This is a genomic window from Cupriavidus sp. FW305-F7 (genome assembly GCF_058782875.1).
The window spans coordinates 29,817-48,260 of record NZ_JBYSYC010000028.1 but is presented as its reverse complement, the minus strand read 5'-3'; the positions used below and the strand labels follow the sequence as shown (position 1 = coordinate 48,260).

Annotated in this window: 17 protein-coding genes and 1 pseudogene; 3 read left to right on the top strand and 15 right to left on the bottom strand. The window is 62.7% G+C overall.

Annotated features, from left to right (window positions below; genetic code table 11):
* Positions 1–21: 21 nt before the first annotated feature.
* The 9 genes and pseudogenes from AC3WL8_RS24155 to AC3WL8_RS24115 form a co-directional block, all read right to left on the bottom strand.
* Positions 22–1,623: an AMP-binding protein gene (locus AC3WL8_RS24155; protein ID WP_492378957.1), complete on the bottom strand. Its 1,602-nt coding sequence runs from the start codon at positions 1,621–1,623 to the stop codon at positions 22–24.
* A 27-nt stretch (positions 1,624–1,650) separates the two neighbouring features.
* Positions 1,651–1,890 (bottom strand): hypothetical protein, encoded by a 240-nt coding sequence (locus AC3WL8_RS24150; RefSeq protein WP_492378956.1) that lies wholly within the window; start codon positions 1,888–1,890, stop codon positions 1,651–1,653.
* 309 nt (positions 1,891–2,199) lie between these two features.
* Positions 2,200–2,422: pseudogene (locus tag AC3WL8_RS24145) on the bottom strand (integrase core domain-containing protein); the annotation flags it as partial.
* A gap of 37 nt (positions 2,423–2,459) precedes the next feature.
* Positions 2,460–5,885 carry an adenylate/guanylate cyclase domain-containing protein gene (locus AC3WL8_RS24140; protein WP_492378955.1) on the bottom strand — a complete coding sequence of 1,142 codons (3,426 nt, stop codon included), beginning with the start codon at positions 5,883–5,885 and terminating at the stop codon, positions 2,460–2,462.
* A gap of 346 nt (positions 5,886–6,231) precedes the next feature.
* The gene (locus tag AC3WL8_RS24135) at positions 6,232–7,305 is read right to left on the bottom strand and encodes an MBL fold metallo-hydrolase (RefSeq protein WP_492378954.1); all 1,074 of its coding nucleotides are present in this window, start codon (positions 7,303–7,305) and stop codon (positions 6,232–6,234) included.
* 191 nt (positions 7,306–7,496) lie between these two features.
* The gene (locus tag AC3WL8_RS24130) at positions 7,497–8,393 is read right to left on the bottom strand and encodes a M24 family metallopeptidase (protein WP_492378953.1); all 897 of its coding nucleotides are present in this window, start codon (positions 8,391–8,393) and stop codon (positions 7,497–7,499) included.
* A gap of 276 nt (positions 8,394–8,669) precedes the next feature.
* The gene (locus AC3WL8_RS24125) at positions 8,670–9,533 is read right to left on the bottom strand and encodes an SDR family NAD(P)-dependent oxidoreductase (RefSeq protein WP_492378952.1); all 864 of its coding nucleotides are present in this window, start codon (positions 9,531–9,533) and stop codon (positions 8,670–8,672) included.
* 98 nt (positions 9,534–9,631) lie between these two features.
* Entirely contained in the window at positions 9,632–10,096 is a 465-nt protein-coding gene (locus tag AC3WL8_RS24120) for a carboxymuconolactone decarboxylase family protein (protein WP_492378951.1), read from the bottom strand.
* Between the two features lie 99 nt (positions 10,097–10,195).
* Positions 10,196–10,756 (bottom strand): VOC family protein, encoded by a 561-nt coding sequence (locus AC3WL8_RS24115; RefSeq protein WP_492378950.1) that lies wholly within the window; start codon positions 10,754–10,756, stop codon positions 10,196–10,198.
* Between the two features lie 437 nt (positions 10,757–11,193).
* Between AC3WL8_RS24115 and AC3WL8_RS24110 the strand changes: the two genes are divergently transcribed.
* The 3 genes from AC3WL8_RS24110 to AC3WL8_RS24100 are packed head-to-tail and all read left to right on the top strand — an operon-like array spanning position 11,194 to position 12,786.
* Positions 11,194–12,513: an MFS transporter gene (locus AC3WL8_RS24110; RefSeq protein ID WP_492378949.1), complete on the top strand. Its 1,320-nt coding sequence runs from the start codon at positions 11,194–11,196 to the stop codon at positions 12,511–12,513.
* A complete protein-coding gene (locus tag AC3WL8_RS24105) occupies positions 12,506–12,670 on the top strand; it encodes an SDR family oxidoreductase (protein WP_492378948.1) in 165 nt (54 codons plus the stop codon). The genes AC3WL8_RS24110 and AC3WL8_RS24105 overlap by 8 nt, the downstream gene beginning before the upstream one ends.
* Positions 12,667–12,786, top strand: a complete 120-nt coding sequence (locus AC3WL8_RS24100) for an SDR family oxidoreductase (protein ID WP_492379010.1) — start codon at positions 12,667–12,669, stop codon at positions 12,784–12,786. The genes AC3WL8_RS24105 and AC3WL8_RS24100 overlap by 4 nt, the downstream gene beginning before the upstream one ends.
* A 39-nt stretch (positions 12,787–12,825) precedes the next feature.
* Here the strand turns inward: AC3WL8_RS24100 and AC3WL8_RS24095 are convergent, their stop codons facing one another.
* The 6 genes from AC3WL8_RS24095 to AC3WL8_RS24070 all read right to left on the bottom strand — a co-directional run bounded on the left by AC3WL8_RS24095 (position 12,826) and on the right by AC3WL8_RS24070 (position 18,310).
* The gene (locus AC3WL8_RS24095) at positions 12,826–13,827 is read right to left on the bottom strand and encodes a LacI family DNA-binding transcriptional regulator (RefSeq protein WP_492378947.1); all 1,002 of its coding nucleotides are present in this window, start codon (positions 13,825–13,827) and stop codon (positions 12,826–12,828) included.
* 164 nt (positions 13,828–13,991) lie between these two features.
* Positions 13,992–14,534: a 2,4'-dihydroxyacetophenone dioxygenase family protein gene (locus tag AC3WL8_RS24090; RefSeq protein ID WP_492378946.1), complete on the bottom strand. Its 543-nt coding sequence runs from the start codon at positions 14,532–14,534 to the stop codon at positions 13,992–13,994.
* Between the two features lie 52 nt (positions 14,535–14,586).
* On the bottom strand, positions 14,587–15,594 hold the full coding sequence (locus tag AC3WL8_RS24085; protein WP_492378945.1) for an aldo/keto reductase: 1,008 nt from the start codon (positions 15,592–15,594) through the stop codon (positions 14,587–14,589).
* A gap of 59 nt (positions 15,595–15,653) precedes the next feature.
* Positions 15,654–16,625 (bottom strand): Bug family tripartite tricarboxylate transporter substrate binding protein, encoded by a 972-nt coding sequence (locus AC3WL8_RS24080; RefSeq protein ID WP_492378944.1) that lies wholly within the window; start codon positions 16,623–16,625, stop codon positions 15,654–15,656.
* Between the two features lie 174 nt (positions 16,626–16,799).
* The gene (locus AC3WL8_RS24075; protein ID WP_492378943.1) at positions 16,800–17,306 is read right to left on the bottom strand and encodes a 2,4'-dihydroxyacetophenone dioxygenase family protein; all 507 of its coding nucleotides are present in this window, start codon (positions 17,304–17,306) and stop codon (positions 16,800–16,802) included.
* Positions 17,307–17,341: 35 nt separating this feature from the next.
* The gene (locus AC3WL8_RS24070) at positions 17,342–18,310 is read right to left on the bottom strand and encodes a Bug family tripartite tricarboxylate transporter substrate binding protein (protein ID WP_492378942.1); all 969 of its coding nucleotides are present in this window, start codon (positions 18,308–18,310) and stop codon (positions 17,342–17,344) included.
* Positions 18,311–18,444: the final 134 nt, after the last annotated feature.

Sequence of the window (18,444 nt, the reverse complement as noted above, 5' to 3'; positions counted from 1 at the left end):
ACCTCGTCAGAAGAGTGAAAATCAACGCCTGATTGTGTAACCCGCCTTGTCGCGGTCCCAGGTCGTCGGGGTGATACCCAGTTCGCGCAAGCGGTATTTCTCGACCCGGTGAGTCGGGGTCTTGGGGAACTCCTCGCGCAGATCCACATAGCGAGGCACCGCAAAATACGGCATCAGGCCCTCGCAGTGCTTGATCAGGTCGAGCGGATCGAGCGAATGGCCTGGCCGGGGAATCACGCACACCATCACCTCGTCTTCGCCGAGGTCGGACGGCACTGCGATCGCTGCGGACTCGAGCACACCGGGATGGGTGTTCACCACCATCTCGACCTCGAAAGCAGAGATGTTCTCCCCGCGCCGGCGAATCGCGTCTTTCTTCCGGTCTACGAAATAGAAGTAGCCGTCCCGGTCCTTCTTCATCAGATCACCGGTGTGGAACCAGAGGTTGCGGCTTTGCGCGAGGGTCGCCTCGGGCATCTTGTAGTAGCCATCCATCATGATGTACGGCTGCTGTGGGCGGAAGACAAGCTCGCCAACCGTTTCGGGGCCGACAGGCTCGTCGTTGTCGTCCACGAGGTCCACGTCGTAGCCACAGATGGGCAGCCCCACGGAACCCACACGCGGCGCATCGTCGGGACTGCTCAGCGCGACGCAGTTCTCCGTCTGCCCATAGCCCTCATAGATTCGTACGCCGAAGCGAGCCTCGAACGCTGGCCACAGCTCCTTGGGGGCTCCGCCACCCACCGCACGGGCTACGTAGTGATCCCGGTCCCCGGGCGACGGCGGCTGCTTCATCAGCATCGCCAGCATGCCGCCGACATATGCGAACGAGGTGGCGCCACATGCCCTGAGGCGTTCCCAGAACGTGCTGGCGCTGAAGCGGTCGTCGAGAACGAAGGTAGCTCCCGCCATGAGCGCCGGCATGGCCGTGGTCAGCTGAGCATTGGCGTGGAACAACGGCAAGCAGGTGTACAGGCGCTTCGTGCCGTCGAGCCGGCCGTTGCGAGCGGCCATGCTGCCGCCCCACCAGAAATAATTGTGCGACAGCTGGATGCCCTTGGACGGGCCCGTGGTGCCCGACGAGTACATGATTGCCATCGTGTCGCGATGGCTGATCTGAACGTCTGGCAAGGGAACCGACTTCGACAGGAGCATCTCGAACGGAACCGCCGGGATCGGAGCGTCCATGAGAGGCGCCGGTTTGTCGGACCAGATCACCAGCGTCTCGAGCTTGGCGAACTGGACGGCGTCATGCTGCAAGCGCTCGACAAACTCGTTGGCGACTACCGCCATGCGCGAGTCAGAGTGCTCCAGGATGTAACGCAGCAGTGGACCGCGATAGGCGGTGTTCACCGGCACCTCGATCACGCCGATGCGCGCGCAGGCAAACCACAAGGCCATGAACTCCGGGCAGTTAGGCAGCATGATGGCCAGCTTGTCACCCTTGGAAAGGCCCAGCGCCACCAAACCTCCGGCCACCCTCGTAACCCATTCGTCAAACTGGCGATAGGTCCAGGATCGGTCACCGAAGACAAGAAAATCCTGGTCGGCATGTCTTGAGGCTTGTAGCGCGAGACAGGCACCCAGCGGGCGCTGTTCGATTGGCAGTTGAGTCGGATCCATGTTGAAGAGAGGAAAATTGAAGGGAAATCAGCGCAACAGGTGCGAGCCGCCGTCCACCACTGAACAATGCTCCAGGGCGCCGGCGACCACGTTGCCCTGGATACCGGGCGAGTTCACGAGAATGTCGAGGGAACCATGCCGCTCACAGACTTGCGCAACCGCGGAGTGCCACGCCTTTTCGCTGCTGGCGTCCAGCCGCATGAGTTCGATGCCATCAATGCTGACGCCGCCAGTAACTAGAGCCACGTTGCCGTCAAAGTCATTCATTGGCTTTCCTTATTCATGATTGCCTGAGGCGTCCAAAGAACGAGCCGCGGATGATTCGCGCGAGCCAAAGCGTGATACCGGGCCTACCCGACTAGCATCTGCGCCCCACTCCAGACCCGGAACCTGTTCGTTATCGGCCGGCATCGGCACCGTTTGATTCGCCATTCTAGGCATATCAGGAATCGATTCCATACGTGTAAACGCGATGGTCCTGCATTCTCACGCGCTTTGCTGGCGAAATGTGGAGCGAGCACGGCTCAGTCGGCTATTTTTGTGGAATCGTTGCCGGACGTGAAAGCGAACCCGCGACTAGCCGTGAAGCGGCAAGACGTTATTTCTCGACGCTGGAAGTCGGGACATGGGCGCAAGGCCGCCAATGCCGCTATGTGGCCGATGCCAGTTGTAGTGATGCTGCCAACTGGTTAGGGCTTGGGCGCACCCCTGGGAGTTCTGATACGTCTAGGCAAAGGCCCGATAGGATGAAGCGTTCTGCCTTGCCGTTGGCTTGCGGGCGGTAGGCGCGGGTGAACTTGCTGAGCTTAAACACCTGTCTTTGACGACGCTTGAGCTCACGGCAGCTCATCCAGCAGCGCTTTGGCCTGTCGTAAGTCAGCGGTGTCGAAACCTTCAGTGAAGAAGCCATAGATCTCGGCGAGCCTCTGCCGGGCTGCCGCCGTCTTGCCCTCTCCTTGCCACAGGCGGGCCAGGCTCAGCGCCGCTCGCAGCTCCAGCGACTTCGCGCTTTGGTGGCGGGCCACCGCGGTCGCCTTGTGAAAACACGCTTCCGCTTCTTCGCCGCCCACGGCCTCATCGGTCTGGACGCTCCGCTGATGCAGCATTAGCTCACCCTTGAGCCGATGCAGCTCCGCTTCATAACAACGTTCTCCCGTTCTGTCGACCATGGCCAGTGCCTCGGCCAACGCGCTCAGTCCTGCTTGAGTTTGCCCAGCGTTACCATAGGTTTCCGCTAGCAGCGCCAGAAAGTATGACCGTCCCAGCTCGGCCCCCGTGGCTTGGTAGGCGGAAAGACCCTGAATTATCTGAGTGATTCCCTCCTCTCCTCTTCCCTGCTCAGCCATCGCCCAACCTTGCAGGATGGTTCCCCACGCCAAAAAAAATGGAAACCCCTGCTCGCTTGAGAGCGTAATGGCGGCCTCGGCGCATTCATGAGTCCGTTGCGCTTCACGCCGAAACTGATGCAACTGAGCTGTGAAAGCCAGGGTGAACGACAAGCTGAAAGGGTGGGACTTCTTCTGGGCCAGTGCAAGCGCCTCCTGGCTTCGCTTTTGCGCCTGATCGGGATAGCCCAGATACCACAGGCTCCAGGCCAGGTGGTTGAGGCCACGTATGCCCGGATCCAACCCGGAAGCAAAGGCATGAGCATGATGCTGTTCTGGGTCGTAGAGGGCACGCACCCGCTCTTGGTGGGCACGGGCAGTGGCGAGGTCGCCTTGAAAGAACGAACTCGCCCCGAGTGCACCATGAGCCTCCACGAGCAAACCGGGGTCCTGTGCATCCATGGCCAGGCGGAGCAGCCACTCGCCCAGCGCTTGTGCGGTTGCGTACTCTGCTCGCAAGTTATAGTAAGTTCGCAACCCCAACTGCGCCGGGAAGAGCTGTGAAGTTTCCCCGACCTCTTCGCATAACGCCAGCGCGCGGGCGTAAGTGGATTCCACTTCCGACGCGGCGTAGCCTCTGGCAGCCATCAAGGCGGGACCGAGCGTGAGTTGCAGTGTCAGTTCCTGACGAGCCCGTTCGCGCGTGTCGGGCAGGCGCTTGAGCAGCGCCAGGGCGGTATTGAGGTGGCGGATCGCTTCAAGACTGGCGGAGCGCTGGAGCGCCTGTTGCCCCGCGCAATGGAGGTACGACACGGCTTTCGGAATGTTGCCGCTCAGGCTGTAGTGATGCGCCAACTCGCTGCAGTAGTCCTTGACCCGATTGTGGAAGAGTGCTTCGATGGCCTGCGCCGTACGCTCGTGCAGCACGCTGCGCTGTTCAGTGAGCATGGAGTTGCTCGCGAGTTCCTGGGTGAGTGCATGCTTGAAGGTGTACTCGACCTCCGGGAACGCCGGCCGCTCGTAAATGAACTCTCCAACCTCCAGGCGGAACAGCAGGCGGCGCAGATAGTCTTCAGGCTGCCCGACAACAAGCTCGATCAGACTCCAGGGAAACTCCTTGCCGATCACGGCAAGGGTCTGCAGCAACTCCTTCTCCGCGCCGGGGAGGCGGTCCATGCGCGCGGCGAGCACAGCCTGCACGGTGGTGGGGATCTGCAGCGTGGCCGGGGCCTTCTCGATCCGGTATCGCCCCGGCTCACCGAGCAGTGCGTTCTGCTCGACGAGGGTCTGAACCACCTCTTCGATGAAAAACGGGTTGCCCTCGGTCTTCTCCAGGATGAGTTGTTTAAGGGCCATGAGTCCAGGGTCATCGCCAAGCAGCGCTGCGAATAGCCGTTGGGCCTCGGCCGGGTCCAAAGGATCAAGTCGCAATTGCGTGTAGTAGCTCTTCTGACCCCAACCATGTTGATACTCGGGGCGGTAGTTCATGAGGAGGAGTATCCGGGCGCTGGCCACGCGATCAATTAGGAACTTGAGGAACGCCTCGGTTTCGCGGTCCAGCCATTGCAGGTCCTCGAACACCAACTCAATCGGCCGATCGAGGCTTTCGCGCATCAGCACTCGCGTGATCGCCTCGAATGTACGGTCGCGCCGGATGCTCGGGTCCATGTCAGGCAGCGCCGAACCCAGTTCGCCGATGCCCAGCAGATAGAGCATGTATGGCAATTGGTCTTCCAGACTGCGCTCCAGCGCCAGCACCTTGCCCATAACCTTTTCACGGCATCCTCGCTCGTCGTCCTGGGCGGATATCTGAAAATAGTTCTTCAGAAGCTCGATCAGCGGCAAATAGGCAAAGGACTTGCCGTGCGACACTGAAAATGTCTCCAGCACTAGACAGCTGTGCTGTGAGCGCCCCTTGAACTCATGGAACAGCCGAGACTTGCCGACCCCAGCCTCGCCCACCACCCCGACGATCTTCCCGTGTCCCTCTTGAGCCTGTTCCAGCGACCGGTGCAATTGCTCCAGTTCGGAATCGCGGCCGACGAACCGTGCCAGGCCGCGGCGCTCAGCTACTTGCAGGCGCGTGCGCAATGGCCCCAGACCTAGCACCTCATAGACGGCGAGCGGCTTCGGGATCCCCTTGACCCGAGCGGGCCCCAAGGCCTTGAACTCGAAATACCCCTCGGCGAGCTTATGCGTGGATTCAGTCACGAGGATGGAGGAGAGCGCGGCAATCGCTTCCATCCGGGAGGCGATATGGATCGTGTGCCCCACCGGGTCGTATTCCGTGCGCAGGTCATCCTTGCGGATCGAGCGCACCACCACCTCACCCGTGTGGACGCCCACCCGGATCTGCAACGGTATGCCCTGCTCCAGACGGACCTGGTCGCTGTGGCGGCGCATCGCTTCCTGCATGCGCAGCGCCGCGTACAGAGCCCGTTGCGGATGATCTTCATGGGCGATGGGGGCGCCGAACAGGGCCAGGATCCCGTCACCCAGGCACTTGGCCACGTAGCCCTCGTAGTGGTGCACGGCCTCCATCATCAGCGCCACGACCGGGCTGATCAGGCGGTGGGCCTCTTCGGGATCCAGGTCGTAGATCAATGCTGTTGAGCCGGCCATGTCGGCGAACAGGACGGTGATGGTCTTGCGTTCGCCGGCGGTTTCGCCCCGCGCTTCAAGCGCCGCCTGCTCGGCCATGATGCGCTCGACCAAATGGGGCGGGGTGTAATGAATGGGGGCGGCAAGGGCGGGCTGCGCGAGAGCGGACGACGCTTGCGATGACTCGCCCAGGTGCGAGCCGCACTCGCTGCAGTACTTGGCGGCCAGGCTCGATTCGTGGCCGCAGTTTGGGCAGATGCGGGCAAGCTTGGCCCCGCACTCCTCGCAGAGTTTCGATTCGGCGATGTTCTCGAACCCGCAACTTGTGCAGCGCATATAGCCTTTCGACCTTCTTGGGCTCCTTCTGGCGTGAAGTGTAGTAAAGACGCGACTCTTGCGTAGTAAAGGCGGCCTTATTGCCGGCGGGCTCCTCGCTAAGAAAGCGACGACAGCGCCCAGACCGCCTGAACGAGGAAACGCTCCCGCGCGGGTGCGCTCCCGCGTTCATGGGCGTTTGGCGCGAGCCCGGCCGCCGGCATCGTCGCCGGGTATTGCCGCGATCACGTCCGCATAGACGATTCCGCCGGCAGAAATATGCGGATCATGGCCTGCGTGCCGGCTTGCGCGTCTCCTCGCAACACGGCATCGAGCACCGCTCCATGCTCGTCGAGCGCCGCATTTTTTAGCGACGTCTTGGGTAGCCGAAACCTGTCTCGCCCCATAGGTGGCTCGATGGAGCGCCGGGGAAAAGCCAGTGAGGCGTGCATTCGCTGGATGGGACCACATTGCTGAATGCGTGCGTGGAGGACTGGCCTGCGATGGTTTTCTCCACGACCATCGACAGGTACTGATCGTTGCTGCCTTCCTGAGTATTTCCGTTCAGGACAACCTCGGCTCCTGTAGCGAGCGCAAAGCGTCGGATGCCGTTGTGCCTCGAATGCTCGGGGGCCCAGCTGTCGGCCGATACCCCGTTCTCACTACTGACACGAATGCCGTCCGGCGTCCGGTAGACCAGTGAATGGTTGCCTTCCGTATGCCCGGGTGTATGTATCAATGCCACGCCGCACCCCAGCTGGATGCTGCCGTCGAAGGCGATGATGCGGGCGGCCGGCACGCCGTCCAACCCGTGTGGGCAATACCAATCAGCCTGGATAGGCAGCAGGCCCCTGACGCTCGCCAGTTCTTGGCTATGCACCAGCAGCTTCGCATTCGGGAATAGCCCCGGCGCCGTCGCGCTGCCAAGCCAGCGCCTGACGTCCTGCGTGTGGAGATGATCGTAGGTGATGTAGTCAACCTCGCCTGGGGCAATACCACAGGTGTCTAATGCCTCCATCACTGTGCTGTGGACAGGGGCGATAATGCTGTGCAGGGAGCTCGGCATCCTTCCAACCATACGTTTGAAGTATGGCGTTTCGGTACCGGCCTCGAAGTCCGCAGGGGTGAACAACAGCGTGCGCGTCTTGCCATCGAATCCTGTGAACTGGATCACCGTGACACGGGCCAACAAATGGATCAGATGAGGCTTGAGCAACTGTTGCGAATACACACCGCTGAAGGCGTACCAAGCAGGATAAGGAACACGCAACAGGTTGAGACTGCGGGCAAAAGATACGGCCGACTCATCAAGAAATCGCTCACGGAACTGTTGTGCACAGTACCGAAGCTCGCGCAACCGGTCTTGTGGTGCAGGCAGCCGCCTTGCCTTGTCAAAATTCGCTACGGGAATCAGTCCTTCTGAGGGTAGGTCTCGGTTCATGCTAGGTCTCCATGCAGGCCAGTTCTCATGCGGCCACGGATGTTTCGGCCAGCGCCGTTCCGATCAAGCCGGACAAGGCCTGAGGCAGCTGATCAGCGGGAATATCGCGCCTCATCGACTATGAAGAATCGACGAGCAGGCCCGGGTCATATCGGCCAGCGGGGAATGGCGGCAGCTCTGCAGTATTTGGATCAACTGCCGCTGGGCACCTCGCGCACGTGTGGCACGTCGTCATCCAGCCAATAGCAGCGGTGGTGCTCAACCACCAGGATTTCCTCGAACTTGCAACCGCCCCCCTTCCAGCCGATGTGCGGCTCGATGGCCCACAGCCCAAGCTTCTTGCCCACATGCTCGGGCGTCAGGGCCGCAGAAGGGCCCATTCTCAGGAAGGCCAGGTTGGTCTCGAGAGAGAACCAGCCGAAGGCCCGCCACCCGATACGAAGGTGCTTGCCCTTCTTCGGCTTGACTCGGAAGACGCGATGACCAAGCACGCAGTGCGGATACTTGGCGTGGATGGTGTCATAGCCGGCCGCCACGATGCGCCGATTCACCTCGGCCCATATTTCCGCCGGCGTCATCGAACTGGCGAACAGCTTCGGGATCTCGGCTCGGAGTTCAAGCAGGAATTCCTTGGCAATGTTGAGTTCCGGGTTGGAGCCGATCGAGAGGGCGTAGCCGACGTCGCCGATGTAGCCGTCTACGACGGGCGAGACGTCAAGAATCGCTGTGGCGCCCACTTCGAGCTTGCGGCCGCTCGGGTGATAATCGCCGTAGCCGGCGTACCCGTCGAAACGCGCGTGGTCGCCGAACCAGGCGAAGGGCCTGTGCAGGTATCGCTGAGTTCCGTTGTTCTTGAGATGGTCGTCCAGCAACTGCGCCGCTTCGCGCTCGGTCATGCCCGGCCTGAGCTGCCCGGCGACATGCTCGACCGCGTCATAGGCCAGGCACTGGGCTCGGCGAAAGCCCTTAAGCGCTTCCTGGTTGGCGACGCGGTCGGCACCGCCCGAGTACCGCGACGCGTACTTGGCAATCCAGCGATACAGGCGATCCAGCGGACCGTTGGGGGTTGGCGAATAACCGATGGGCATAGGTCTCTCCAGTCTTAATTGAAGGGGGGCGGGGCTCGAACTCGACCGGATCGTGGGCGCAAAACAGCTCGATCTTGTCGCCATGGTCCGCAGCCACAGTTGGCGCCGCCGCCGCTGGTTCTCCCAGCCGCGGGTTGCGAAGGGTCTGGATCGCCGCCTCGAAGAACCTCAGGCCGGCGGGTGCCTGCGGCGCCGCGTTGCGCCGGGTTGGCTGCCGGATCTGTTGCAGCTCGGGCTTAAAGATATGCACCTGCGCATGCGGGAAGTTACTGAGCCTCAGTACAGGACCGTGCCGCCACAGACATTCAGCGCCTGGCCGGTGACGCCTCTCGCCTCGTCTGACGCAAGGTAAGCTGCCATATGCGCAATCTCGGCGGGATCCAGCAGTCTTTGCTGAATGTTCTTCGAGGCGACCCTTTCTCGGATGAATTCTTCGGCCGATTGGCCCGTCAACGAATGCATCTGTTCGCTTATAGCGGCGATCATCGGCGTAGCCGTTGCCCCGGGACAGATAGCGTTCGCGGTGATTCCGTTCTTTCCCAATAGGCCTAGTTCGAGGGCCAGCGCTTTAGTCAATCCGATCACGCCATGCTTTGATGCCGCATAGTCACCATTCATGGCGGCGGGAAGCTTGCCGGAAGTCGAAGCGATTGTAATGATCCTCCCGCTGTTCTTTTCCATCATCGCGGGAAGAAAAGCCTTGATGCAGTAGAAAGTGGCATTGAGGTTCACCTCAATCGTTGAACGCCAGCCTTCCTCGCTGGTACTGGCGACAAGCGTGCGCTCGCCCATGACGCCAGCGCTGGTAACCAGTATGTCTGCCTTCCCGAATCGATCCGTGATCTCGTCGGCAACAGCCTTCATCCGGGTGGCGTCCGTCACGTCCGCCACATAGGCAACGGCCTCCCGCCCAAGCCGACGAACATTTTCCGCGACACTGTCGGACTCAGACTTCACATTCGAGATCACGACGACACGCGCGCCTTCCCGTGCGAACTGAAGACAGATAGCCTTGCCGATACCGGACCCGCCTCCCGTCACTACCGCAACTTTGTCCTGCAATCTATTCATTTTTCCTCCTGGAAACAGGGCACGCCCCGGGTGATGGTCAATGAGATTGGCCGATGCCGGCACGGCCATACTGCCACTCCGCCCCAACGAGAAGTGCAGTGAGTACTTGGCGAGCCGCGGTAGACACGCAGGCCTTCAGGGCCGCGCCATCCTCACCGCACAGAAAGTCAGATGACCGGAGCGCTCTCGATCTCCACTCGCGTTGACTCCAGGAACCGGCTGACCATGTTGAAGTAACTGCAGCACAGGATAAGCTCGGTTGCCTGGCGCACGCCGTACCGCTCGAGGATCGCCTGCAGCGCCTCGTCGCTCAACCGTATATCCCGGCTGATCTCTTCCGCTACCCGGCAAAGAAGCAGGCCTTCTTCATCCAATCCCTGCACGGGCCCATCAACGCCGATACGGGCTATCTCTTCCTGCGTGACACCAAGCATTTGTGCAATCCGGACGTGCTGCTCCCATTCGTATAACGAATGGGTGACATGAGCGATACGCAGCACCGCAATCTCGCGCTTGCGCTTGTCGAACTCGCTTTGCATCAGAATTGAGCCCGCGAGCTGGATGAAGCCATTCAGGCTCGCCGGAGCATTGGCCATCATGCGGAAGATATTGGCCGGCGGCAGACTCGCCAACGTCCTTGCGAATGTCGGCTGGGAGTTGATCGTGGGTCGGTAACGGAATCTTTGGTTGCATTCTTCTGTTCTCTGCAATGGGGCGGGCACCCATGGCGGTCATTCCTGCTTTTGCGCAAGCGACGATGGGGCAGCGCCCACCACGCGAATGGGGTCGCTGCCGTCCCAGGCGGCTGCCGCCTGTTTGATGGCGCCGAAGTACTCCGCCTTGCCGCCGGTCATCTCGGAGATCTCGAACATGCCGCTCGGAAACTCCGGGTGCACGAAATAGCCGAAGCGCCCCGCTGCTCCCATCCGGCCGCCATGGCCCTCGACATAACCGGCCGCGAGCAGCGTGCCGACGATCTCGTCGTAGCGGTCCTCGGTCCAGTAGGCAACGTGCTGCGCAATCTCGCCGTTGCGCCTGAGCGAATCGACATACAGCGACGGGGCATCGTCGCGCTGCTGGATCAGCTCGATCTGGAGGTCGCCGGAATTGGCCAGCGCGATGGACAGCTTCGGCAGCCGGGAAGACTCACCGAAGTACCTGAACTCCTTCGTTCCCACATCTTCCATGTAGAACCAGGGCCCCACGCCCAGCTTGATCCAGTGCTCCATCGCGCGCTGGATGTCGCGCACGACGTAGCCGACCTGACGCACCCCTCCGAACATATGACTCATTCCAGTCTCCTTACCGTTGTTTGTTTCCGGTGAACTGTCCGGCGCGCGCCCGGCACGGACAACCGTGCCCGGACCTGACCGCCACAACCGGACTGTCTGGGTGCGAAGTTTAGACATTCTGGAATCGATTGCACATAGGAGCAACCCTAAATGGCGGCCTTTATTCATGCGCTGCGGCGGGGATTGTGGCCACTACGACATACCGATCAGCACCGGCCTAAGGTCGTTTATCGGCATTTCCGTGGCGAATTTAGGCTGCAACTGCGTTGAGAATGTGCCAGCCACATCGTCGATGTGTGGGCGTTCGCCTTCTTGCTCACACGGAATCCAGGGGCGGCACCACTGCTATGGTTATCCCTATGTGAAATCGATTCCCGCCAGGCTACACTTTGCCGCAACACCCTTGAGTGGTTTGCGTGATAACAAAGGAGACAACCATGTACGTCAAAACCAACGCCGAAGCGCTTGGACCGGCATCGACCACGGCGTCGGGGCCAGACGACGCCCTCTACCGCCGCATCTCGTGGCGGCTTATCCCACTGCTGTTCACCAGTTATCTGGTCAATTACCTCGACCGGACCAACGTGGGCTATGCACAACTGCAGATGCAGGATGTGCTGCGCTTCAGCGACGCGGTGTTCGGACTCGGCGCGACGATCCTGTTTGTCGGCTATGTGCTGTTCGAGATCCCCAGCAACATGCTGCTGACGCGCATTGGCGCCAAACGCACGCTGGTGCGCATCATGGTGTTGTGGGGCCTGGCGTCCGCGGCGACGGCCTTTGTCACGACGCCGACTCAGTTCTATTTCGCGCGCTTCTTTCTCGGCATGTTCGAGGCAGGCCTCGTACCGGGCGTGTTCTATTACCTGACGCTGTGGTATCCGACCGAGCGTCGGGGGCGCGCCAATGCGCTGTTCCTGATGGGAGCCGGCTTCGCGCCGATCATCTCCGGACCGATTGCGGGCAGCGTCATGACCGGCATGCAAGGCGTCGGCGGACTGGCAGGATGGCAATGGCTGTTCGCGCTGGAAAGCATCCCTGCCCTGCTGCTCGCTGTCATCACCTGGATCTGCCTGGACGACAGCCCGGCCAGGGCAACCTGGCTGACGCCGGAAGAGAAGGCCCGGATCCAGACGCTGACCGGCACCGGCAACGAGGAGCACAGCCCGCACCTGCGCACCGCGTTGCGGCAGCCACGCGCCTGGGGGCTGGGCGTGATCTGCTTCCTCAACGTGATGGGCATCTATGCCCTGGCGTTCTGGCAACCGACGCTGCTCAAAGGCATGGGCCTGTCGCTGATGCAGATCGGCTTTGTCGCGGCCCTGCCCGCCATCGCCGGTGCCGCGGCCGCGTTCTGGTTCGGCTCACGCTCGGACAAGCTTCGCGAGCGCCGCGGACACTACGCCGTTGCGGCGCTGACAGGCGCCGCGGGGCTGCTCACGACTGCCGTGCTACAGACCAACCTGCCGGTCGCGATCCTGGGGCTGGTCGTCGCTGGCGCCGGGCTCTCCGCGGCCCTCACCGTACTGTGGGCCAGCGTCGGCGAGGCCCTGCCGCGAAAAGGCCTCGCGGCCTGCATCGCGCTGATCACAACCTGCTCGAACTGCTCCGGCATTGTCGGGCCACTGCTGGTCGCCACCATACGCACGGCCACCGGCGGTTTCACCTGGAGCCTGTTCATCTTGTCCGGCGCCCTGGTGCTGGCTGCCTCACTGATGCAGATCGTGCTGCCGGCCCGCATCAAGCGGGGTGCCTGAGGCCGGCGTGCTCAGCTTTACGCGCGCCCTGGCGCGAGAGCTCGGCCCGGACCGTATCCGTGCCATTGCCATCACACCGGGACTGATCGTGACTGACTTCTCGCGTACCAATACACCGGAGGATGTCATGCTGCGGCGGCAAAGGACTGGCCGCTGAGCCGGGCTGGCAGTGCCAGCGAGATCGCCGGCGCCCGCCTCTTCCTGGCATCGGATCTGTCGTCCTACGTGACAGGTGCGACCCTGGATGTCAATGGAGGTGCCTACATGCGATAAGTCGCGGGCACTGAGCTGCCGCGTTGACCCGGGCGCCTGTCAGGCGGCCATACCAGCGCTGGGCGGCGGCATGCAGGAGCGGCGCAACACCAGTTCGGTCGGAAAGACGATGGTGCGGCTTTCGTCGGACCGCCCTTCAAGGCGGTCCAGCAGGAGATCTGCGGCGGTACGGCCGAACTGTTTCAGGTCCCAGCGCAGCGCAGTGATGCCTGGCGCCGCGAATTGCGCCAGCACCGTATCGCCGATGCTGACCACCGAGATGTCCTCCGGAATGCGCAGCCGGCTCGCCTCGATCGCGGCCAGTGCGCCGGCCAGCATCTCCGTGCCGAGTGCCACCACAGCTGTTGGCCGCGACGGCTTCGACAGCGCTTGCAGCACGTCGCTGAACACACGTGTCTGGGACAGGTCAGTATGCTGGGTGGCACTAAGCACCGTCGGCGGCAGGCCCGCCGCACGCACCGCCTCCTCTGCCCCTGCGATACGCTCACGCCCGGGCCGCACTCGCGCCGAAGGCGTTTCCAACAGGATATTGCGGTGCCCCAGGCTGAGCAGGAAGGAAACCACCGAGAAGGCGCCCTGGCGATGGTCGACACTGACCCGGTCGCACTGCAAGGTCGTGTCCCGGTCCAGCAACACCAGTGGCACCCCGCAGTCTTGCATGGCGGCGAGCACATCCTGGCGGGTATCGTCATCCACCGTCAGCAGCAGGCCATCCATGCGACGGCGCCGGAACATGTTCAGCAGCTCGAGTTCCTTGCTGCCGTTGCGGGAGTTCGCGACCACCATCAGGTATCCGGCTTCCTGCAGCCTTAGCTCGGCGGCGCCGATGATCTCGGCATACATAGGGTTGGCCACGTCCGAAACCATGCACCCGATGGTGCGGCTTGACTGGATCCTCAGGCTCTGGGCAACGGAATTGGGCTCATAGCCAAGCCGGGCGACGGCTTCGGCCACGCGCGCACGAAGCTCCTCGCTGGCGTAGCGCTCACGGTTCAAGGCTCTCGATACGCTGCTCGGCGACACGCCGGCGAGCTTGGCCACATCGCGGATCTGGACTGGTCGCTTCATGCCACGAGTATATCGTAGCGCCGTGCTTTGCCCGGCGCGTAAAATTCGCCCTCCGCCGCGCTGACACGGGCACGACGTGTCCGTCGATGCACTACCTGCGAAAGGCCCGCGGCGCTCGCGGCGCCGCGGCAGCGCCGTCAGGCCTCGGCGACCAGCGCCTCGCTGGCGCCCGCACTGGCTTGCGCCGTGCTGACCGCCGCGGCCCCGGGCCGGAAGTACTTCGGCATCGGCGCAAGGCCCTTGGCGACCGCACGGAGAATGCCCTCCTCGATCGCGCCGGCATCGGCGATGCTGTGGTACTCGCCGTCGACAAAGTTGATGTTCGCACCGTGCACGACCATGAAGCCCTCGGCGGGCTCGGCCGCATCCGCGGGCACCGAGAAGGTGTGCACCGAGCCGCCGGGCTCGTACAGGTAGCTGCCGGCGGTCTGCGGGTCGTCCGGGTATTCCACGTAGTTCCATATGCCGCGCGTGGTGAGGAAATGCACGGTGCCGGTGTGGAAATGGGTCGGCAACGTGGTGCCCGGCTCGAACTTCGCATATAGCACCCAGACGCCGTTCTCGCGGTCGAGGAACAGCGGGGTCAGCGTGACGCCCGGCAGTCCGGGCACGCCGCCCTGCTCGTTGACGTTGACAGTCAGCAGGCGGGCCTGATGTGTGACGATCTTTGGCATTGGCATGGTCTGTCGTTCCTGTGTCCTGGTATGGGGAAAAATCGGTTGGTTGGCGGACCTAGTGGTCGAGCAGCTTCATCAGCGCGGCGTCGTAGCGGTCGCCGCTGACCTGCCCGGGCACGAACATCTCGCTGATGCGCGCCACCGTGGCCTCGTCCAGACGCACGTCGAGCGCGCCCAGATTCTCGGCCAGGAAGGCCAGCGTGTCGCAGCCGCAGATCGCGATCACCTGCGGCCTCTTGTGGAAGATCCACGACAGCGCAAGCTGCGACTGCGTGCAGCCGAGCCCCTTGGCCATCTCGCCCAGCCGGTCTACCAGCGCAACGTTCTTCGGAAAGTTCTCCGGCGAGAAGCGCGGATAGCGGCGCCGCACATCGTTGGCCTCGAACTGGTCCAGGCTGCGCAGGGCGCCGGTGAGCATGCCGCGCGCCAGCGGCGAGAACGCCATCAATGACACGCCCAGTTCGTCATACACCTCCAGCATCCGCGCCTCGGCGTCGCGGGTCCAGAGCGAATACTCTGCCTGCACTGCGGCGATCGGGTGCACCGCGCAAGCGCGCCACAAGGTCTTCTCGGATACCTCGCACAGGCCCAGGTAGCGGACCTTGCCCGCCACCACCAGCTCCGCCATGGCGCCGACGGTCTCCTCGATCGGCACGTTCGGGTCCAGCCGATGCTGGAAATACAGGTCGATGCAGTCGGTGCCGAGGCGGCGCAATGAGTCCTCGCAAGCCTGCTTGACATAGGCCGGATTGCCGCACACGCCCAGGCCGCCGTCCTCCGCGCGGACATAGCCGAACTTGGACGACAGCACCACCTCGTCGCGCCGGCCCTCCAGTGCGGTCGCCACCAGCCGCTCGTTGTGGCCCCAGCCATAGAAGTCAGCCGTGTCGATCAGGTTGATGCCCGCGTCAACGGCCTGCCGGATCACCTTCACCGACTCTTCATCCAGGCGCGTGCCATAGGCATTGCTCATCGAATAGCATCCGAGTGCCATGGCGCTGGTCTCCACCCCTGTGCGGCCGAGGCGGCGGCGCAAACCCGTTCCCTGCTTTGCGTTGGTCATGTCTCACTGTCTCCGGTTATCGGTTGCGCTGGCGCGCACTGCACGAACAGCGCCGCACGTCATTCGAGCTTGAGGCTGGCATCGCGCGCGACCTTCTTCCATACCTCGATATCGCGTGCATTGATTGCCGCCTGTTCGTTGCCCGGCAGGAAGTCCGGCGTGATGCCCCAGTCGGCCATCTTGCTGGTCACAGCCGGGTCCTTCAGCGTGTCGCGCAGCGCCGCAGCCAGCTTGTCGACGATCGGCTGCGGCACGCCGGCCGGTGCGAACATGGCCCAGCCCGTCCACTGGTCGAAGTCGACACCCTGCTCCTTGTACGTGGCAACGTTCGGGAAGTTGGAAGTCCGCCGGGTGCACATCGCCAGCGGCTTGATCTTGCCTGTCTTCACCGCGGCCGTGCCGGACCCGATATCGAGCCAGCCAACCTTGATCACATCGCCCATCATGGCCGTCATGACCGCAGCACCACCCTTGAACGGAATATGGTCAAGCTTGATGCCCGTCTTCTGCGCCAGGACTTCGGCACAGAAATGGCCGGTCGAGCCTTGGCCCCAGGTGCCGAACTGGATAGGCTTCGGGCTTCGCCTGGCGAGTTCGATGAACTCCTTGAGATTGTTGGCTGGCAGGTCGGCGGTGGCGACCAGGATGATCGGCGAGGTGCCGACCCTTGCCAGCGTCGTCAGACCCTTGACCGGATCGTAAGGCAGCTGGTGGTAGACCGCCGGCGCCAGCGTGGTCGTGGTCATCGTGCCCAGGGCGATCGTGTAGCCATCGGGCCTGGCGTGCGCCAGCTGTCCGATTGCAATCGTGCCGGCGGCGCCGGCGATGTTTTCCACGACAAACGGCTGCTTGACACGTTTGCTCAGTTGATCGCCCAACAACCGGCCAAAGGCGTCCGCGCCACCGCCAGCGGCAGAGGGCACGATCAGCTTGACCGGGCGGTTGGGATAGTCGCCGGCGGGCTGGGCAAGGGCGACGGCGGCGACCGACATGCAGATCGCCACGACGCCGCTGAGGAGGGAGCGCTTCATGACAGTTGTCTCCAGAGTTTCTAGTTGTGGCCACGTTGAAACGTGTGCGTGGGCGCCGCTTCGTCGACGCCTGTTATCCGGTGCAGCCGGGTTCACTGACGCATTCCAGGCGCCGTCGCGCCAGGTTGATGCGCGACGCGGCCGGTATGCAACCTGCCGCTACCGGGACCTGCTTCAGCCCGCGGAGAATTCCGCTCCCCATTTGGGACGGATGTAGCGCGGCACGGGAATCCCCGCCTTGCGCGCCGCGGCGAGGATGCCCTCTTCGATGGCGCCGGCGTCGCGCACATGCTGGAACTCTCCTTCCGAGAAAATGACGTTGGCGCCGTAGACAACCATGAAACCTTCGGCAGCCTCCGTGGCATCCGCCGGCACCCAGAATGTGTGCACCGAGCCGCCGGGTTCATACAGGTAGCTGCCCGCGGTTTGCGGATCCTCGGGATACTCGACGTAGTTCCATTGCCCCTTGGTCGTGAAGAAGTGCACGGTACCGGTGTGAAAATGGGGCGGGAGCGTGGTGCCCGGTTCGAACTTGCCGTAGAGCACCCAGACGCCGTTTTCGCGATCGAGGAACAGCGGAATGATGGTCGAGCCTGGCTCGGATCCGGGAAACTCCCGCGATTCGTGGATGTTGACCGTCAACAGCCGGTCCTGGTGCGTGACAACCTTCGGCAATGGCATTGCTATCTCCAAGAACGATGGATATGGGGAATGTTTTAGTCCAGCTTGATGTTCGCTTCGCGCGCGACGCGCTTCCACACTTCGATGTCGCGCGCATTGATCGCGGCCTGTTCGCTGCCGGCGACGTAATCAGGTGTGATGCCGAGGTCGGCCATCTTGCTCGTCACTGCCGGATCCTTGAGGGTCTCCTGCACGGCCGCGGCAAGCTTTTCCGTGATCTGCTTTGGCAGGCCCGCGGGCGCGAACATGGCCCAGCCCGTCCATTGGTCGAAATCGACCCCCTGCTCCTTGTAAGTGGGAACATTGGGAAAATTTGCCGTGCGACGCGTGCACATGGCCAGCGCCTTGATCTTGCCGGTCTTGACGGCCGACGTGCCGCTGCCGATATCCAGCCAGCCCAGCTTCACCACCCCGCCCAGCATGGCAGTCACCACGGGCGACGAGCCCTTGAACGGGATGTGGTCCAGCTTGATGCCGGTCTTCTGCGCCAGCACCTCCGCGCAGAAGTGGCCGGTGGAGCCCAGTCCCCAGGTGCCGAACTGCAGCGGCGACGGGCTCTTCTTCGCCACGGCGATGAGTTCCTTCAGGTTGTTGGCGGGGAAGTCCTTGGTGGCGACCAGGATGATCGGCGACGTTCCGACGCGGGCGATGGTCGTCAGGTCCTTGACGGGATCGTAGGGCAGCGCCTGGTAGACGGCCGGTGCCAGCGTGGTGGTCGTCATCGTGCCCAAGCCGATCGTGTAGCCATCCGGCGTGGCCCGCGCGAGTTGCCCGATCGCGATGGTGCCGGCAGCGCCGGCATTGTTCTCGACGACAAGCGGCTGCTTCAAGCGTCGGCCGAGCTGGTCCGCGAGGATTCTGGCGAACACATCGCCTCCACCGCCCGGTGCGGTCGGGACTATCAAGCGGATCGGCTTGTTCGGATAACTGGCGTCACCCTGCGCCTGCGCGCCAAATGACAACGCGACTGCGGCAAGGAAACCGAGGGCGGCGGACTTCTTCATCTTTGTCTCCAACGTCTGTGTTTCACGCGTTCAGCGCTTCGTGTTCACTTGCCATTGTGTGATGGCATTTTCTGGAACATGAAGAAACGTTTCCACAAATTGTGCGACGGTGAGGGCGCGAATCAAATGGTGGT